The 15,676-nt window shown below is 72.9% G+C and carries 12 protein-coding genes; 7 read left to right on the forward strand and 5 right to left on the reverse strand.

Annotated features, from left to right (window positions below; genetic code table 11):
* Positions 1-87: 87 nt before the first annotated feature.
* Positions 88-1,320 carry an arginine deiminase gene (locus I3F58_RS05095; protein WP_240106972.1) on the forward strand — a complete coding sequence of 411 codons (1,233 nt, stop codon included), beginning with the start codon at positions 88-90 and terminating at the stop codon, positions 1,318-1,320.
* Positions 1,321-1,466: 146 nt separating this feature from the next.
* Here the strand turns inward: I3F58_RS05095 and I3F58_RS05100 are convergent, their stop codons facing one another.
* Both I3F58_RS05100 and I3F58_RS05105 read right to left on the reverse strand, forming a co-directional pair.
* Positions 1,467-1,682 (reverse strand): ferredoxin, encoded by a 216-nt coding sequence (locus tag I3F58_RS05100; RefSeq protein ID WP_308354950.1) that lies wholly within the window; start codon positions 1,680-1,682, stop codon positions 1,467-1,469.
* Between the two features lie 5 nt (positions 1,683-1,687).
* Positions 1,688-2,893: a cytochrome P450 gene (locus tag I3F58_RS05105; protein WP_240106973.1), complete on the reverse strand. Its 1,206-nt coding sequence runs from the start codon at positions 2,891-2,893 to the stop codon at positions 1,688-1,690.
* A 233-nt stretch (positions 2,894-3,126) separates the two neighbouring features.
* Between I3F58_RS05105 and argF the strand changes: the two genes are divergently transcribed.
* The 3 genes from argF (at position 3,127) to I3F58_RS05120 (ending at position 7,376) form a co-directional block, all read left to right on the forward strand.
* The gene (gene argF, locus I3F58_RS05110; protein WP_240106974.1) at positions 3,127-4,128 is read left to right on the forward strand and encodes an ornithine carbamoyltransferase; all 1,002 of its coding nucleotides are present in this window, start codon (positions 3,127-3,129) and stop codon (positions 4,126-4,128) included.
* Positions 4,129-4,257: 129 nt separating this feature from the next.
* Complete coding sequence (locus I3F58_RS05115; RefSeq protein WP_240106975.1) at positions 4,258-5,091, forward strand: enoyl-CoA hydratase family protein; 834 nt, start codon at positions 4,258-4,260, stop codon at positions 5,089-5,091.
* Positions 5,076-7,376 (forward strand): bifunctional salicylyl-CoA 5-hydroxylase/oxidoreductase, encoded by a 2,301-nt coding sequence (locus tag I3F58_RS05120; protein WP_240106976.1) that lies wholly within the window; start codon positions 5,076-5,078, stop codon positions 7,374-7,376. Before I3F58_RS05115 ends, I3F58_RS05120 begins: the two co-directional genes overlap by 16 nt.
* A 57-nt stretch (positions 7,377-7,433) precedes the next feature.
* On the opposite strand, the gene I3F58_RS05125 is transcribed toward I3F58_RS05120, so the two are convergent.
* Both I3F58_RS05125 and I3F58_RS05130 read right to left on the reverse strand, forming a co-directional pair.
* Entirely contained in the window at positions 7,434-8,246 is an 813-nt protein-coding gene (locus tag I3F58_RS05125) for a PaaX family transcriptional regulator C-terminal domain-containing protein (protein WP_240106977.1), read from the reverse strand.
* Between the two features lie 9 nt (positions 8,247-8,255).
* The gene (locus I3F58_RS05130; protein ID WP_240106978.1) at positions 8,256-9,887 is read right to left on the reverse strand and encodes an AMP-binding protein; all 1,632 of its coding nucleotides are present in this window, start codon (positions 9,885-9,887) and stop codon (positions 8,256-8,258) included.
* A 90-nt stretch (positions 9,888-9,977) separates the two neighbouring features.
* On the opposite strand from I3F58_RS05130, the gene I3F58_RS05135 reads away from it, so the two are divergent.
* Both I3F58_RS05135 and I3F58_RS05140 read left to right on the forward strand, forming a co-directional pair.
* Positions 9,978-11,114, forward strand: coding sequence for an acyl-CoA dehydrogenase family protein (locus I3F58_RS05135; RefSeq protein ID WP_240106979.1), 1,137 nt, complete (start codon positions 9,978-9,980; stop codon positions 11,112-11,114).
* Positions 11,111-11,509 carry a RidA family protein gene (locus I3F58_RS05140; RefSeq protein ID WP_240106980.1) on the forward strand — a complete coding sequence of 133 codons (399 nt, stop codon included), beginning with the start codon at positions 11,111-11,113 and terminating at the stop codon, positions 11,507-11,509. The genes I3F58_RS05135 and I3F58_RS05140 overlap by 4 nt, the downstream gene beginning before the upstream one ends.
* Before the next feature lie 105 nt (positions 11,510-11,614).
* On the opposite strand, the gene I3F58_RS05145 is transcribed toward I3F58_RS05140, so the two are convergent.
* Complete coding sequence (locus tag I3F58_RS05145) at positions 11,615-13,009, reverse strand: aminopeptidase P family protein (RefSeq protein ID WP_240106981.1); 1,395 nt, start codon at positions 13,007-13,009, stop codon at positions 11,615-11,617.
* A gap of 210 nt (positions 13,010-13,219) precedes the next feature.
* Between I3F58_RS05145 and I3F58_RS05150 the strand changes: the two genes are divergently transcribed.
* The gene (locus I3F58_RS05150; protein WP_240106982.1) at positions 13,220-15,628 is read left to right on the forward strand and encodes a collagenase; all 2,409 of its coding nucleotides are present in this window, start codon (positions 13,220-13,222) and stop codon (positions 15,626-15,628) included.
* The last annotated feature ends 48 nt before the right edge of the window (positions 15,629-15,676 follow it).

Genomic DNA, 15,676 nt, shown 5'->3' on the forward strand with positions numbered 1-15,676 from the left:
GGACGGGCGGCGCTCCCGCCCCCGCACCTGGCTGACGTTTCCGTATGCACCGGTGCCACACGGGCCCCGCTCGGACAGGATGGGGGCATGGGATTCCACGTCGACTCCGAGACCGGGCGGCTGCGCCGCGTCATACTGCACCGACCCGACCTGGAGCTGAAACGGCTCACGCCGACCAACAAGGACGCCCTGCTCTTCGACGACGTCCTGTGGGTGCGGCGCGCGCGCCAGGAGCACGACGGGTTCGCGGACGTCCTCACCGACCGGGGTGTCCAGGTCCACCTCTTCGGCGACCTGCTGCGCGAGGTCCTGGAACTGTCCGCCGCCCGCAAGCTCGTACTGGACCGGGTGTTCGACGAGAAGGAGTACGGGCCGCTCGCCACGGACCACCTGCGAGCGGCGTTCGACGCGATGGACACGCCTCAGCTGGTCGAGGCGCTGGTGGGCGGGATGACCAAGCGGGAGTTCCTGGCCGGGCACCGCGAGCCGACGTCCGTGCGTTTCCACGTGATGGACCCCGACGACTTCCTGCTGCCGCCGCTGCCGAACCACCTCTTCACCCGGGACACCTCCGCCTGGATCTACGACGGTGTCTCGATCAACGCGATGCGCTGGCCCGCCAGGCAGCGGGAGACCGTCCACTTCGAGGCGATCTACAAGCACCACCCGCTGTTCACCGGACCCGAAGCCGGATCGTTCCACCACTGGTCCGAGGGCCAGGACGACTACCCGTCCACCATCGAGGGCGGGGACGTCCTGGTCCTCGGAAACGGCGCCGTCCTCATCGGGATGAGCGAGCGGACCACGCCCCAGGCCGTGGAGATGCTGGCCAGAGGCCTGTTCGCGGCCGGGTCCGCGCACACCATCGTGGCCCTCGACATGCCGAAGCGGCGGGCCCTGATGCACCTGGACACGGTGATGACCATGGTCGCGCCCGACACGTTCACGCAGTACGCGGGGCTCGGCATGCTCCGCTCGTACACGATCGAACCCGGCGTCGGCGGGCAGGCCCTGAAGGTCACCGACCACCCGCCGGAACACATGCACCAGGCCATCGCCTCGGCGCTCGGCCTTCCGGCGATCCGCGTCCTGACCCCGCTGCAGGACGTGCACGCGGCGGAGCGGGAGCAGTGGGACGACGGCTGCAACGTCCTCGCGGTGGAGCCCGGGGTGGTCGTGGCGTACGAGCGGAACGTCACGACCAACACGCATCTGCGGCGCGAGGGGATCGAGGTCATCGAGATCCGGGGCAGTGAGCTGGGCCGGGGCCGCGGCGGCCCCCGCTGCATGAGCTGCCCCATCGAACGGGACGCGGCGTAGCCGTACCGGTGGGGGCGCTGCCCGCCACCGACCCCGCCCCCGCTCCGCGTCTCCTCGAACCCCTCCGGCTCTGAGGACTCTTCGAGCGGGTGGCCGGGGGCGGGACCGAACGCAGCCCCCCCGGTGCCCGGGAGGCGCGCCCGCGGTCAGGCCCGCGGCCCCACCGTCCCCGCGCCGTCCCGGACGGTGATCGCCTGCGCCGGGCACGAGTCCGCCGCGTCCAGTGCCAGGTCATCCGCCGAAACGGCATCCCGCACCGGCTCGCCCCGCCCCCCGGCGTCCAGCCGGAACAGCTGGGGCGCCAGCGCCGCGCACATGCCCGAGCCCATGCACCGGTCCCGGTCGACGTCCAGACTCCACACGGGCCTCACCACCCCACCGGCATCTCGCGCGGCCCCCTGACCAGCATCTGGTTCTTCCATACGACATCCCCCGCCAGATGGAGGTCCGGGAACCGGCCGATCAGCGCCTGGAGCGCCTCCTGCAGCTCCAGCCGGGCCAGCGGCGCGCCCAGGCAGTGGTGGACCCCGTGCCCGAACCCGAGGTGCTGCACCCCGGCCCGCGTCACGTCCAGCGTGCCCGGCGCGTCGAACCTCAGCGCGTCCCGGTTGGCGGCGCCCACCGCCACCAGCACCGGCTCGCCCGCCCGTACGAGCGTGCCGCCCACCTCCACGTCCTCCTTCGCGTACCGGGGGAACGCCGCCCCGCTGCCCAGCGGCACGAACCGCAGCAGCTCCTCCACCGCGCCGGCCATCAGCTCGGGGCGCTCACGCAGCAGTTTCAGCTGGTCCGGGTGCTCCAGCAGCGCGTACAGGAAGTTGGGTATCTGGCTGGCCGTCGTCTCGTGCCCGGCGACGAGGATGCCGACACAGAGGTCGACGAGTTCGAGTTCGCTCAGCCGGTCGCCGGTGTCCCGCGCCTCGATCAGGCCGGTCATCAGGTCCGGGCGCGGGTGCTTCCGGTGATCCTCGATCAGCGCCGCCATGTAGGCGCGCAGTTCCTCCTGATTGCGGAAGAACTCCTCGGCAGTCAGGGAGCTGGTGGACAGGGCCGCGTCGCTCCAGACCCGGAACCGGGGCCGGTCCTCCTCCGGCACGCCCAGCAGCCGGCAGATCACGGCCACCGGGATCGGCAGCGCGTAGTGCTCGACGAGGTCGGCGGGCGGGCCCATCGCCTCCATCTCGTCGAGGAAGCCGTGCGTCAGCTCCCGCACCTGGGGGCGCAGCTTCTCCACCCGGTGCACGGTGAACGCCTTGGCCACGAGCGTGCGCAGCCGCGTGTGCTCGGGCGGGTCCATGCTGAGGAGGCCGCTGTTCTGCTGTGCCTCGGACTGCCGGGGTTCGTCGTGCCGGGCCGCGTCCGCCCGGCTGAAGCGGCGGTCACCGAGGACCAGCCGTGCGTCGGCGTACCGGGTGGCCAGCCAGCCGGGCTCGCCGTAGGCCATGCGGACGCGTAACAGGCCGGGCCGCTCCAGGGCCGGGCCGTAGTCCTCGGCCAGATCGAGCCCCTCGGGTTCGTTGAAGGGGTACGGGACCGGGGTGTGGTCGCGTCCGTGCTCGTCGATGGCTGTCATCGTGGTGTTGACCTCCCTGTGGCGTCAGCGCGTACGACGCTAGGAGGGGGGCAGGACGGGGTCAACGGTGCGGACGGGCTCGCTCGGGGCTCTCCCCCCCACCCGGCGCCCGTCGCGTCCGGTGGACCCGTGCGGCGGGCACGGGTCCGGCCACCGGCCCTGACCGTATAGGCATACGGGATGTCGTATACACTTCCAAGCTCGTCCCCGCCGACCGACCCAGGAGCGCCCCCATGGCCACCGATCTCACCGGCCGCCACTTCCTCAAGGAGCTGGATTTCACCGCCGACGAGCTCCGCGGCCTCGTCGGCCTGGCCGCCCGGCTGAAGGCGGCCAAGAAGGCGGGAACCGAGGTCCCGCGGCTGCGTGGCCGGAACATCGCCCTGATCTTCGAGAAGACCTCCACCCGCACCCGCTGTGCCTTCGAGGTCGCCGCCGCCGACCAGGGCGCCTCCACCACCTACCTGGACCCGTCCGGCTCCCAGATGGGCCACAAGGAGTCCGTCAAGGACACCGCGCGCGTCCTCGGCCGGATGTTCGACGCCATCCAGTACCGGGGGGACAGCCAGGCGGCCGTCGAGGAACTGGCCGCCCACGCCGGCGTCCCCGTCTACAACGGCCTCACCGACGACTGGCACCCCACCCAGATGCTCGCGGACGTCCTCACCGTCACCGAGCACACCGACAAGCCGCTGGACCGGGTCGCCTTCACCTACCTCGGCGACGCCCGCTACAACATGGGCAACTCCTACCTGGTCACCGGCGCCCTCCTCGGTATGGACATCCGGATCGTCGCCCCCCGGGCGTACTGGCCCGCCGACGGGATCCTGGCCGGGGCCCGGAAGGCGGCCGAGGTGAGCGGCGCCCGCATCACGCTCACCGAGGACGTCGCCGAAGGAGTCCGGGGAGCCGACTTCGTCGCCACCGACGTGTGGGTCTCCATGGGCGAGCCCAAGGAGGTGTGGGACGAGCGCATCGCCGCCCTCGCCCCGTACGCCGTCACCATGGACGTCCTGCGCGCCACCGGAAACCCGCAGGTCAGGTTTCTGCACTGCCTGCCCGCCTTCCACGACCTCGGCACCGCGGTGGGGCGCGAGATCCATGAGCGGCACGGCCTCACCGAGCTCGAGGTCACCGACGAGGTCTTCGAGTCCGCGCACTCCGTCGTCTTCGACCAGGCCGAGAACCGCCTGCACACCATCAAGGCCGTCCTCGTGGCGACCCTGGCGGACTGAGGCGACGGGCCGGTCGCACCGCCTCGTGCGTGTCGCGCGTTCCTGACGACAGTCATGGAACGGTGATACCGTCGGGAGTCGGAAGGCAGCACCAGCGTCGACGCCGACGCCGTAGGGAGGCCGCACCGCATGAGCCCGTTCACCGGTTCCGCGCCCCACACCGAGGCCGCGTCCTGGCGGCACCTGAAGGTCACCCTGGACGACGGCGTCGCCACGGTGACCCTGGCCCGTCCCGCCAAGCTCAACGCGCTCACCTTCGGCGCCTACGCCGACCTGCGCGACCTGCTCGCCCAGCTGTCGCGCGAGCGCGCCGTCCGCGCCCTCGTCCTCGCCGGCGAGGGCCGCGGCTTCTGCTCCGGCGGCGATGTCGACGACATCATCGGCGCCACCCTCGCCATGGACACGGCCCGGCTCCTGGACTTCAACCGGATGACCGGCCAGGTCGTCCGCGCCCTGCGTGAAGCGCCCTTCCCGGTCGTCGCCGCGGTGCACGGCGTGGCCGCCGGGGCCGGGGCCGTCCTCGCCCTCGCCGCCGACTTCCGGATCGCGGACCCCTCCGCCCGGTTCGCGTTCCTCTTCACCCGTGTCGGCCTGTCCGGTGGCGACATGGGCGCCGCCTACCTGCTGCCCCGGGTCGTCGGGCTCGGCCACGCCACCCGCCTGCTGATGCTCGGAGAGCCCGTCCGCGCCGCCGAGGCCGAGCGCATCGGCCTGATCAGCGAGCTGACCGACGAGGGCGCCGCCGACACCCGCGCCGCCGAACTCGCCCGGCACCTCGCGAACGGCCCCGCCCTCGCCCACGCCCAGACCAAGGCGCTGCTCACCGCCGAGCTGGACATGCCGCTGGCCGCCTCCGTCGAACTCGACGCCAGCACCCAGGCCCTCCTCATGAACGGCGAGGACTACGCCGAGTTCCACGCCGCCTTCACCGAGAAGCGGGCCCCCAAATGGCAGGGGCGATGACCATGCGTGTCGCCGTCATCGGGGGCGGCCCCGGCGGTCTGTACGCCGCCGCCCTCCTCAAGCGCCTCGACCCCGCCCGCGAGGTCACCGTCTGGGAGCGCAACGCCCCCGACGACACCTTCGGGTTCGGCGTCGTCCTCTCCGACGAGACCCTCGGCGGCGTCGAACACGCAGACCCGGACGTCTACCGGGCGCTCCAGAGGGAGTTCGTCCGCTGGGACGACATCGACATCGTCCACCGGGGCCGTCTCCTCACCTCCGGCGGCCACGGCTTCGCGGCCCTCGGCCGCCGTACGCTCCTGAAGGTCCTCCACGACCGGTGCACCGACCTCGGGGTACGGCTCCGCTTCCGCACCGAGGCGCCGCCTGCGGCAGCCCTCGCGGAGTCGTACGACCTGGTCGTCGCCGCCGACGGCGTCCACAGCCGTACCCGGGAGGCACACGCGGAGGTCTTCCGCCCGACCGTCACAGGCCACCGCTGCCGGTATATCTGGCTCGCCGCCGACTTCGCGTTCGACGCGTTCCGCTTCGAGACCGCGGAGACCGAACACGGCGTGATGCAGCTCCACGGCTACCCCTACTCCGGCGACTCCTCCACCGTCATCATCGAGATGCGCGAGGAGGTCTGGCGGGCCGCCGGGCTCGACGATCCGGATGTCGGCGACACCGTCGGCCGTTGCGCCAAGATCTTCTCCGAGGCGCTGCGCGGCCGTCCCCTGCGCTCGAACAACTCCGCGTGGACCACGTTCCGCACGGTCGTCAACGAGTGCTGGTCGCACGGGAACACCGTCCTCCTCGGGGACGCCGCCCACACCGCGCACTTCTCCATCGGCTCCGGCACCAAGCTCGCCGTCGAGGACGCCCTCGCGCTGGCCGCCTGCCTCGAGGAACGTCCCGCTCTCGCCGAAGCCCTCACCGCGTACGAGGAGGAACGCCGCCCGGTCGTCGCCTCCACGCAGCGGGCGGCGGCGGCCAGTCTCCGCTGGTTCGAGGACCTCGCCGGGTATGTGGACCAGCCGCCCCGCCAGTTCGCGTTCAACCTGCTGACCCGCAGCCGCCGCGTCACCCATGACAACCTGCGGCTGCGCGACCGGGCCTTCACCGACGCCGTCGAGCGGGACTTCGGCTGCGCGCCCGGCACCCCGCCCATGTTCACCCCCTTCCGCCTGCGCGGCCTGACCCTCCGCAACCGGGTCGTGGTCTCACCCATGGACATGTACGTCGCCGAGGACGGCGTCCCCGGCGACTTCCACCTCGTCCACCTGGGCGCCAGGGCGCTCGGCGGCGCCGGACTGGTCATGACCGAGATGGTGTGCGTCAGCCCCGAGGGCCGCATCACCCCGGGCTGCACGGGTCTGTACACGGACGGGCAGGCGGCGGCCTGGCGGCGGGTGACCGACTTCGTGCACGGCCGCGCCCCCGGCACGGCCGTCGGCGTCCAGCTCGGCCACTCGGGCCGCAAGGGCTCGACGAGACTGATGTGGGAGGGCATCGACCAGCCCCTCGGCCAGGGCAACTGGCCCGTCGTCGCCGCGTCCCCGCTCCCGTACCTCCCGGGCGTCAGCCAGGTGCCGCACGAGCTGGACCGCGCGGGGATGACGGCGATCCGTGAGGACTTCACGGCGGCGGCCCGCCGCGCGGCCGAGGCGGACTTCGACCTGCTCGAACTCCACTGCGCGCACGGCTACCTGCTGTCCGGCTTCCTGTCCCCGCTGACGAACCACCGCACGGACGGGTACGGCGGCTCCCTGGAGAACCGCCTGCGCTACCCCCTGGAGGTCTTCGACGCGGTACGGGAGGTGTGGCCCGATGACCGCCCGATGACCGTCCGGATCTCCGCCGCCGACTGGGCGCCCGGCGGCACCTCGGCCGAGGACGCCGTCGGGACCGCCCGCGCGTTCGCCGCGCACGGGGCGGACGCGCTGGACGTCTCCACCGGCCAGGTCGTCTCCGAGGAGCGCCCGGAGTTCGGCCGCTCCTACCAGACCCCGTACGCGGACCGCGTCCGCAACGTCCTGGGCGTGCCGGTCATCGCCGTGGGCGCCATCTCGTCCTGGGACGACGTCAACTCCCTCATCCTGGCCGGCCGCGCCGATCTGTGCGCCCTGGCCCGCCCCCACCTGTACGACCCCCACTGGACCCTCCACGCCGCGGCCGACCAGGACTACACGGGCCCGGGCGCGCCCTGGCCCCTCCCGTACCGCGCGGGCAGCCGCAAGCCGCCGACGGGCCGCACGGACGCCCCGAAGCCGCGCCTGACGCTGGCCGCGCGCCCGAGGGGCTGAGACACGGGGCCGCCGCAGGGGCGAGGAACCCGGGGGAGTCCGGGGGACGGGCGCCGTTCAGGCGCGGAGGCCCACGAACTCCGCGCCCGGGTCCCGCAGCCGCGCATGCAGCTCCGCGAAGACCTCCGCCGCCCGGGCGCCGGGCCAGCCGGCCGGGAGCAGCTCCTCCGGAAGCCCCGGGTCGGCATAGGGCAGGCGCCGCCAGGAGTCCAGCGCCAGAAGGTAGTCGTGGTAGGCCTCCTCCGGCGGGCCCGAGGCCTTCTGCCACCGCCGCAGCACCGGCTCGTGGAGGTCCAGGAACTCCTCGTGCTGTTTGGCGATCGACGCCAGGTCCCACCAGCGGCCCACCGCCTCCACCGTCGCCGTGAAGCCCAGGTGCTCCCCCCGGAACAGGTCCACATAGGGGTCCAGGCGCAGCCGCTGGAGCGTGTGCCGGGTCTCCTCGTACAGCGCGGCCGGGGCGATCCACACGCCCGGTGCCGCCGAGCCGAATCCGAGGCGCGCGAGCCGGGACCGCAGCAGATGCCGCTTGTGGCGCTCCGTCTCCGGGACGGAGAACACCGCCAGCACCCATCCGTCCGCGAGCCGGGGCTCCACGCGCGCGTAGATGCGCCGGTCCCCGTCGTCCAGCAGCTGCCGGGCGTCCTCCGACAGGGCGTACCCCGCCGCCCCGCCCGCCGTGCGCTCCGGCACCAGCAGCCCGCGCCGCTTCAGCCGGGACACCGACGAGCGCACGGACGGAGCGTCGACGCCCAGCGCCCCCATCAGCCGGACCAGCTCGGCCACCGGCAGGGGCGCGTCGTCGGGCGTCCTCCCGTACGCGCCGTACAGGGAGACGATCAGGGAACGCGGGGTGTGCTGCTCGGCCACGCGCCCACTCTAGGCACGCAGCCGGAACCGCTGCAGCTTGCCCGTCGGCGTGCGCGGCAGGGCGTCGAGGAACACGACCTCGCGCGGGCACTTGTAGGGCACGAGCCGGGACCGCACGAACGACCGCAGCTCCTCGGCCGTCGTCTCGTCGCGCGGGAGCCCGTCCCGCAGCACCGCGTACGCCACCACCACCTCCCCGCGCCGCTCGTCCGGGCGGCCCACGACCGCCGCCTCCAGCACGTCGGGGTGGGCCAGCAGCGCCTCCTCCACCTGCGGCCCCGGAATGTTGTAGCCGGCCGAGATGATCATGTCGTCGGCGCGGGCGACATAGCGCAGATAGCCGTCGGCGTCCCGGACGTACGTGTCCCCGGTCAGGTTCCAGCCGTCGCGCACGTACTCGCCCTGCCGCTCGCCGCGCAGATAGCGGCAGCCGACCGGGCCGCGCACCGCCAGCAGCCCCTCCTGCCCGTCCGGCACCGGCCGCCCGGACGCGTCCACTACGCGCGCGTGCCACCCCGGTACCGGCACCCCGGTCGTGCCGGGCCGGATGGCCTCCCCGGCGGCCGACACGAAGATGTGCAGCAGTTCCGTCGCCCCGATGCCGTTGACCAGCCGCAGCCCCGTGCGCTCCCGCCACGCGTGCCAGGTCGCCTCCGGCAGGTTCTCGCCCGCCGACACGCAGAGCCGAAGCGAACCGGTGTCGTACGGCCGCGAGGCCAGTTCGTCCAGCATCACCCGGTAGGCCGTCGGCGCCGTGAACAGCACCGAGACCCCGTGCTCGGCCACCGCGGGCAGCAGATGCCTCGGCCCCGCCTGCTCCAGCAGCAGCGCCGACGCACCCGCCCGCAGCGGGAAGATCACCAGCCCGCCGAGGCCGAACGTGAAGCCCAGTGGCGGCGACCCGGCGAACACGTCGTCCGGGCGCGGCCGGAGCACGTGGGCGGCGAAGGTGTCCGCGACCGCCAGCACATCGCGGTGGAAGTGCATACAGCCCTTGGGACGGCCCGTGGTCCCGGACGTGAAGGCGATCAGGGCGACGTCGTCGGCGGCCGTCGCCACGGCCTCGTACGGCTCCGGCCCGCTCCGCTCGGCCCGCCGCAGCAGGTCGTCGGGCGCGTCCCCGCCGAACGCGGTGATCCGCAGCCCCGGCACCTCGGCCTTCACCAGGTCGTCCACCGACCGGATGTCGCACAGCGCGTGGCGGACGGCCGCCATCTCGCACATCACGGCCAGCTCCCTGGGCCGCTGCTGGGCCAGTACGGTCACGGCCACGGCGCCCGCCTTCATCACGGCCAGCCAGCAGGCCGCCAGCCAGGGCGTGGTGGGGCCGCGCAGCAGCACCCGGTTGCCGGGCACCACACCCAGCTCCCCGGTCAGCACGCGCGCGACCCGGTCGACCCGCTCCCGCAGCTCCCCGTACGTCCAGACGCCGCCCGTCCCGTCACGGAATGCGGGCCGCTCCGGACCGAACCGCTCCACGGTGCGGTCCAGCAGCTCCGCCCCGCAGTTGAGCCGTTCGGGATACCGCAGACCGGGGAGGTCGAAGACGAGGTCCGGCCACTGCTCGCACGGCGGCAGATGGTCCCGGGTGAACGTGTCGACGTGTGCCGAAGGGGTCGAAGGGCCTGGCGTCGGATCCATCGGTTGCGCCCCCTTGTCAGTGGTGGGCTCGCTCCACGAGCGTATCGTGAAGGTGACGACAGTCAACGGTGCGCGATAGATGGGGGCCTGATGCCCGTATTCTCGCTCGAACCCTCACACACCGCATGGTGCGCGGAGCTGCGTGAACTCGCCGTGCGGCGGCTCCGGCCACTGGCCGAGAAGGCGGAACCGGGACGGGTGAACCGGCCGCTTGTCGCGGCCCTCGGGGAGCTGGGCCTGACCGGCCGGCTGTTCACCGCCGGGGCGCTGGAGCTGTGCCTGATGCGCGAGTCCCTGGCGTACGGCTGCACCGAGGCGGAGACGGCCCTGGCTCTCCAGGGGCTGGGGGCTCACCCGGTCGCGGCGTTCGGGACGGCCGCCCAACGGGACCGGGTGCTGCCCGGCGTGACGGCGGGCAGCGCGGTCGCCGCCTTCGCGCTCAGCGAGCCCGACGCGGGCTCGGACGCGGCGGCGCTGGCGCTGCACGCCGAACGGGACGGGGCGGCCGGCTGGCGGCTGACCGGCGAGAAGCGCTGGATCTCCAACGCGCCCGAAGCCGATCACTACACCGTCTTCGCCCGTACGGGTGAGGGCGCGGGCGCTCGCGGCATCACCGCCTTCACCGTGCCCGCCGACCGCCCCGGGCTGACCGGGGAGCCCCTGGAGATGCTGTCCCCGCACCCCATCGGCGCGCTCGTGTTCGACGGGGTGCAGGTCACCGGCGACGACGTGCTGGGCGAGCCCGGCGGGGGATTCCGGGTCGCCATGCACACCCTGAACCTGTTCCGCCCCAGCGTCGGGGCCTTCGCCGTGGGCATGGCGCAGGCGGCGCTGGACGCCACGCTCGCCCACACGGCGGCGCGGCCCGCGTTCGGAGGCGTCCTGAAGGACCTTCAGACGGTCGCCCACCAGGTCGCGGAGATGGCGACCCGCACGGAGGCGGCCCGCCTGCTCGTGTACGCGGCGGCGGCCGCGTACGACACGGGCGCGCCCGAGGTGCGGACACGCAGCGCCATGGCCAAGCTCCTCGCCACGGAGACCGCCCAGGACGTCGTGGACACGGCCGTGCAGCTCCACGGGGCCCGCGCGCTGCACCGTGGGCACCTGCTGGAACACCTGTACCGGGAGGTCCGGGCCCCGCGCATCTACGAGGGCGCGAGCGAGGTGCAGCGCGCGATCATCGCGAAGGGGCTGTACGAGCCGTACGGGAAGGAGGGGGGCGCATGACCCCCGACCGCGTCAACCCCGCCGAACTGGCCCCGCCCCGGGGCTTCTCCCACGCGGTCGTCGCCACCGGCACCCGCGTGGTGTTCCTGGCCGGCCAGACCGCGCTGGACGGGGACGGCAAGGTGGTGGGCGACACCCTGCCCGCCCAGTTCGAACGGGCCCTCGCCAACCTCCTCGCCGCCCTCCGCGAGGCCGGGGGCGCCCCCGCCGACCTGGCCCGGGTCACCGTCTACGCGACGGACGTCGCCGCATACCGGGCGCGGGCGCCCGAACTGGGCGCCGTCTGGCGCCGTCTGGCGGGCCGCGACTACCCGGCGATGGCCGTCATCGGCGTGACCCGCCTGTGGGACGAGGAGGCCCAGGTGGAACTGGACGGTTTCGCGGTGCTGCGGTGACCGGGGCTCCGCCTCCGGACTCCCGCTCCCGGGAGGGCGACGCGGGGTCCGGGGCGGAGCGCCGGTTCCGGGACGGGACGAGGCGGGGGAACGGCCCCCGGAGGCTCACCCCTCCAGCAGGCCCCCCATCCACTCCTCCACCGCGTCCGCGGTCCGCGGCAGGCCAGCCGACATCAGCCGCGCCCCCTCCGCCGTCATCACCAGGTCGTCCTCGATCCGCACCCCGATGCCCCGCAGCTCCGGCGGCAGGGTCAGGTCGTCCGGCTGGAGGTACAGCCCGGGCTCGACCGTGAGGACCTGGCCCTCCTCCAGCACCCCGTCCATGTACGCCTCCGCCCGCGCCTGCGCGCAGTCATGGACGTCCAGGCCCAGCATGTGGCCGCTGGCGCACAGGGTGTACCGGCGGTGCAGGTCCCCCTCCGCGTTCTTCAGCACGCCCCACTCGGCGAGCCCCTCCGCGATGACCCGCATCGCCGCCTCGTGGAAGTCGCGGAACCGCGCGCCCGGCCGCAGCGCGGCGATGCCCGCCTCCTGGGCGGCGAACACCAGGTCGTACGCCTGGCGCTGGACCGGGGAGAACCGTCCGGACAGCGGCAGGGTGCGGGTGATGTCGGCGGTGTAGAGCGTGTCCGTCTCCACACCGGCGTCGAACAGCAGCAGCTCGTCGCGGTCGAGCGGGCTGTCGTTGCGGGTCCAGTGCAGAACGCAGGCGTGGGCGCCGGACGCGGCGATCGTCTCGTAGCCGAGCCCGTTGCCCTCCGCGCGGGCCCGCAGCCCGAACACGCCCTCGATCCAGCGCTCGCCGCGCGGGTGGGCGAGAGCCTGGGGGAGGGCCCGCACGACGTCCTCGAAGCCGGTCGTCGTGTGGTCGACGGCCAGCTGGAGCTGCTCCACCTCCCACGCGTCCTTCACCAGCCGCAGCTCTGACAGCGCCGCCGCCAGCTCCGGGTCCGCGGCCGGCACGCGGCCCGGCGGGAGGGTGCCGCCCAGCTCGTCCAGATGGGCGCAGCGGATCCCGGTGAGCCGCTCGGCCTCGCCCAGGTCGGGGCGGCGGCCGACCCAGAACTCGCCGTAGCGGGCGTCCCGGTAGAAGGCGTCGTCCCAGCCGCCGTCGGCGTTGGCGGTACGGGGGGAGCGGGGGCGTATGTAGAGCACCGCCTCGTGGGCGTGCGGTCCGGACGGCTCCATCACCAGGACGTGACCGGCCTGGTCCTCCCCGGTCAGCCCGGTCAGCCAGGCGTACGCGCTGTACGGGCGGAAGCGGTGGTCGACGTCGTTGGAGCGGACCTTCAACTCCCCTGCGGGGATGACCAGTCGCTCGCCGGGGAAGCGCGCCGACAGCCGGGCGCGGCGGGCGGGGGTGACCGCGTGGGCCGGGACGCGGCTGTCCTGCGGCAGCGGTGTGGGCTCCCACCGCTCGGTCATGAAACGGGCCAGATCGGTGGAGACGGACAGGTCGTGGCTGCGGGTGCGGCGCCGGTCGGCAGTGCTGTCGGTCATCGCGGGCTCCAGGAAATCGCGGTGAGGGGTTGTCAGTGCCATTTCACATTACTATGTTACAGCTCACATTGCAGTGGCATGCACCGGTCAACCTTCGGTGGCCATGCGTCGACAGCCCTCTGTGATGCGGACGTTCGTGCCCGAGAGGGGGCGCGGATGTACCCCCCACTTCACCCCTCACACACCCACAGGAGCCGCAAGGTGTCCCAAATGCCACCCCGTACATCACCGCGCAAGGCTGCAAAGCATGCGATATCCCGCTCCAGGTCCCTGCGGGCGGCCCTGCTCGCCGGTGCCGTCGCCACGGCGCTGATCGGCACCACGGGCGCCGACGCCCTCGCCGGGCAGGACGCCCCGCCCCGGGCCGTGTCCCCGGCCGCCGCGACCGGCGCCAGGGCGCCCGAGGCGTCCGCGGGGCACGACCCCCGGGACGAGGTGCTCCGCCTGGGCAAGACGCCCAAGCCGGTCCCCGTCAGCAAGGAGGCCCCCGGCGAGCACGCCGCGGCCGGCGGCCGTGTCCCCGGGGCCGTCCCGGACGCCGAGGCCCCGTCGGCGCGCCGCGCCACGGCGGGTGCCCCGCGTTCCGCTGCCGGTGTGCCCTGCACCCTCGACGGCGTCACGGGCCTCGCCCCCGAGGCATTCGCGGACTTCCTCGGCGACCCGGCCGTCACCGCCGACGGCTGTCTGCGCGGCCTCGTCTGGAACTGGGACAGCCGCCTCGCGCCCGTCATGTCGGACGCGCACGTCCAGGCCGTGTCGAAGCGCGCGGCCTCGCTCTCCGGCGGGCACGACGGCAGGAACGGCGACAATCTGCTGGAGATGTTCACGTACCTCCACGCGGTCGTCTACCACGACTTCTCGCGCGGCGAGATCGACGTCACCGACGGCCCGACCACCGACGCCATGCGGGTCGCGATCCAGTCCTTCGGTGGCGCGCCCCGGACGTTCGACGCCACGGGGACCAACGCCCAGACCCTGCGCGAGGCCCTCTATGCCGGCAGTGCCCCGGGGCTGCGCCATCACCAGCTCAAGCTGATCCCCAAGGTCCTGGCCACGATGGACCAGTACCACCCCGGAACCAATGAGGACCCCACCTGGGCCGGCGCCGCCCTGGCCGGGCTCTCCGTCAACTACCTGGGGCTCTACTCCGGCAACAACGACACGGCCTTCCGCTCCGCGGTGGCCCGCGACGGCGGCTACCGCGACAGCTTCCGGCGGTTCGTGAACTACACCCACCTCAAGGACACGGCCAACGAGTGGACCGTGCGGGACGCGCTCCTGGAGTACGGCCGCTTCGGCGAGGTCGGCTCCCTGAAGCAGCGGATCGTGACCGACCTCGGAGTCCTGCTCGGCGAGGTCGTCGACCGGTGGAGCCAGGGCAGCCAGCCCTGGGCCAAGATCGCGTCCTGGCTCAACTACTACGACGCGTGCGAGCCGTACGGCGTGTGCAAGGAGGACATCGAGAAGGTCCTCTTCCCGCACACGTACACCTACGACAGCGGCGCCATCAAGGTCCGCACCGGGCTGGACAAGGCCACTGTCGACCAGCTCTACTACGCGAGCAAGCAGGTCAAGGCGCAGTTCCACCGCGTCCTCGGCACCGAGGAGCCGCTGGCCGGAGACCCCAACAGCACCCTGAACACCGTGTTGTACGCGTCCCGCGCCGACTACGAGAACTACCACCCGCTGCTCACCGGCATGGGTACCGACAACGGCGGCATCTACATCGAGCGCGGCGCCACCTTCTACACGTACCAGCGGCGCGTCCCGCAGGACTCGCGGCTGACGCTGGAGGAGCTGTTCCGTCACGAGTACGTGCACTACCTCAACGGCCGCTGGGCCGTGCACGGCTTCTTCGGTGAGGGCCCCTGGTACCAGAACGACCGCACCACGGCGATGGACGAGGGCACGGCCGAGTTCTTCGACGGCGCCACCCGCGACGACGGCATCGCCGTCCGCAGGTCCCTGGTCCAGGGCGTCGTCAACGACACGGCCGGCGGCGGCCCGCGGATGACCGTCGACCAGATCCTGCACGCCACGTACGACGGTGACGGCTTCCGCTTCTACAGCTACGCGGGCACCTTCTTCGAGTACCTGTGGACCGAACGGCCCGGCACCCTCAAGGAGATGTACCGGCACCTGCGGGGCGACGACCCGGCGGCCTTCGACGCGTGGCGCGACCACCTGGGCGGGGACGCCGCGATCCAGCGCGAGTACGACGCCTTCCTGGACCGGCAGATCGAGCGCCTGCCCGAGCTGTTCGTCCCGGACACGACGTACACCCGGAACGACGGGCTGCGCGAGACCACGGCCGGTGCCGTGCGCTCCGCCTTCTCCTCCGCCACGTCCAACAGCCCGGTCTGTGAGGCGAACGGCGACACCGGCATGCCCCGCTTCGTGTGCACCGGCCGCATCACGGCCAACCTGGAGAACGCCGGGAATCCGGACCAGGTGTTCAAGGACATGTCCGAGACGGTCGATTACTTCATTCTCGACCGTGCGGGCGAGGCGTCCCCGAACCTGGCGGACATGAACTGCTCCTTCGGCGAGGTGGAGGTCTGGTCGAACCGCGTGGCCGGCACTGCCCCGTACACCTGCGACGGGCCGCTGAAGAAGTAGCCGGGAAGCCTTGTGGGCGCTCAGTAGAATGTGAAATATTACTGTCGT

Origin of the sequence: Streptomyces sp. MUM 203J (assembly GCF_022414595.1) — a bacterium.
GTDB lineage: Bacteria > Actinomycetota > Actinomycetes > Streptomycetales > Streptomycetaceae > Streptomyces.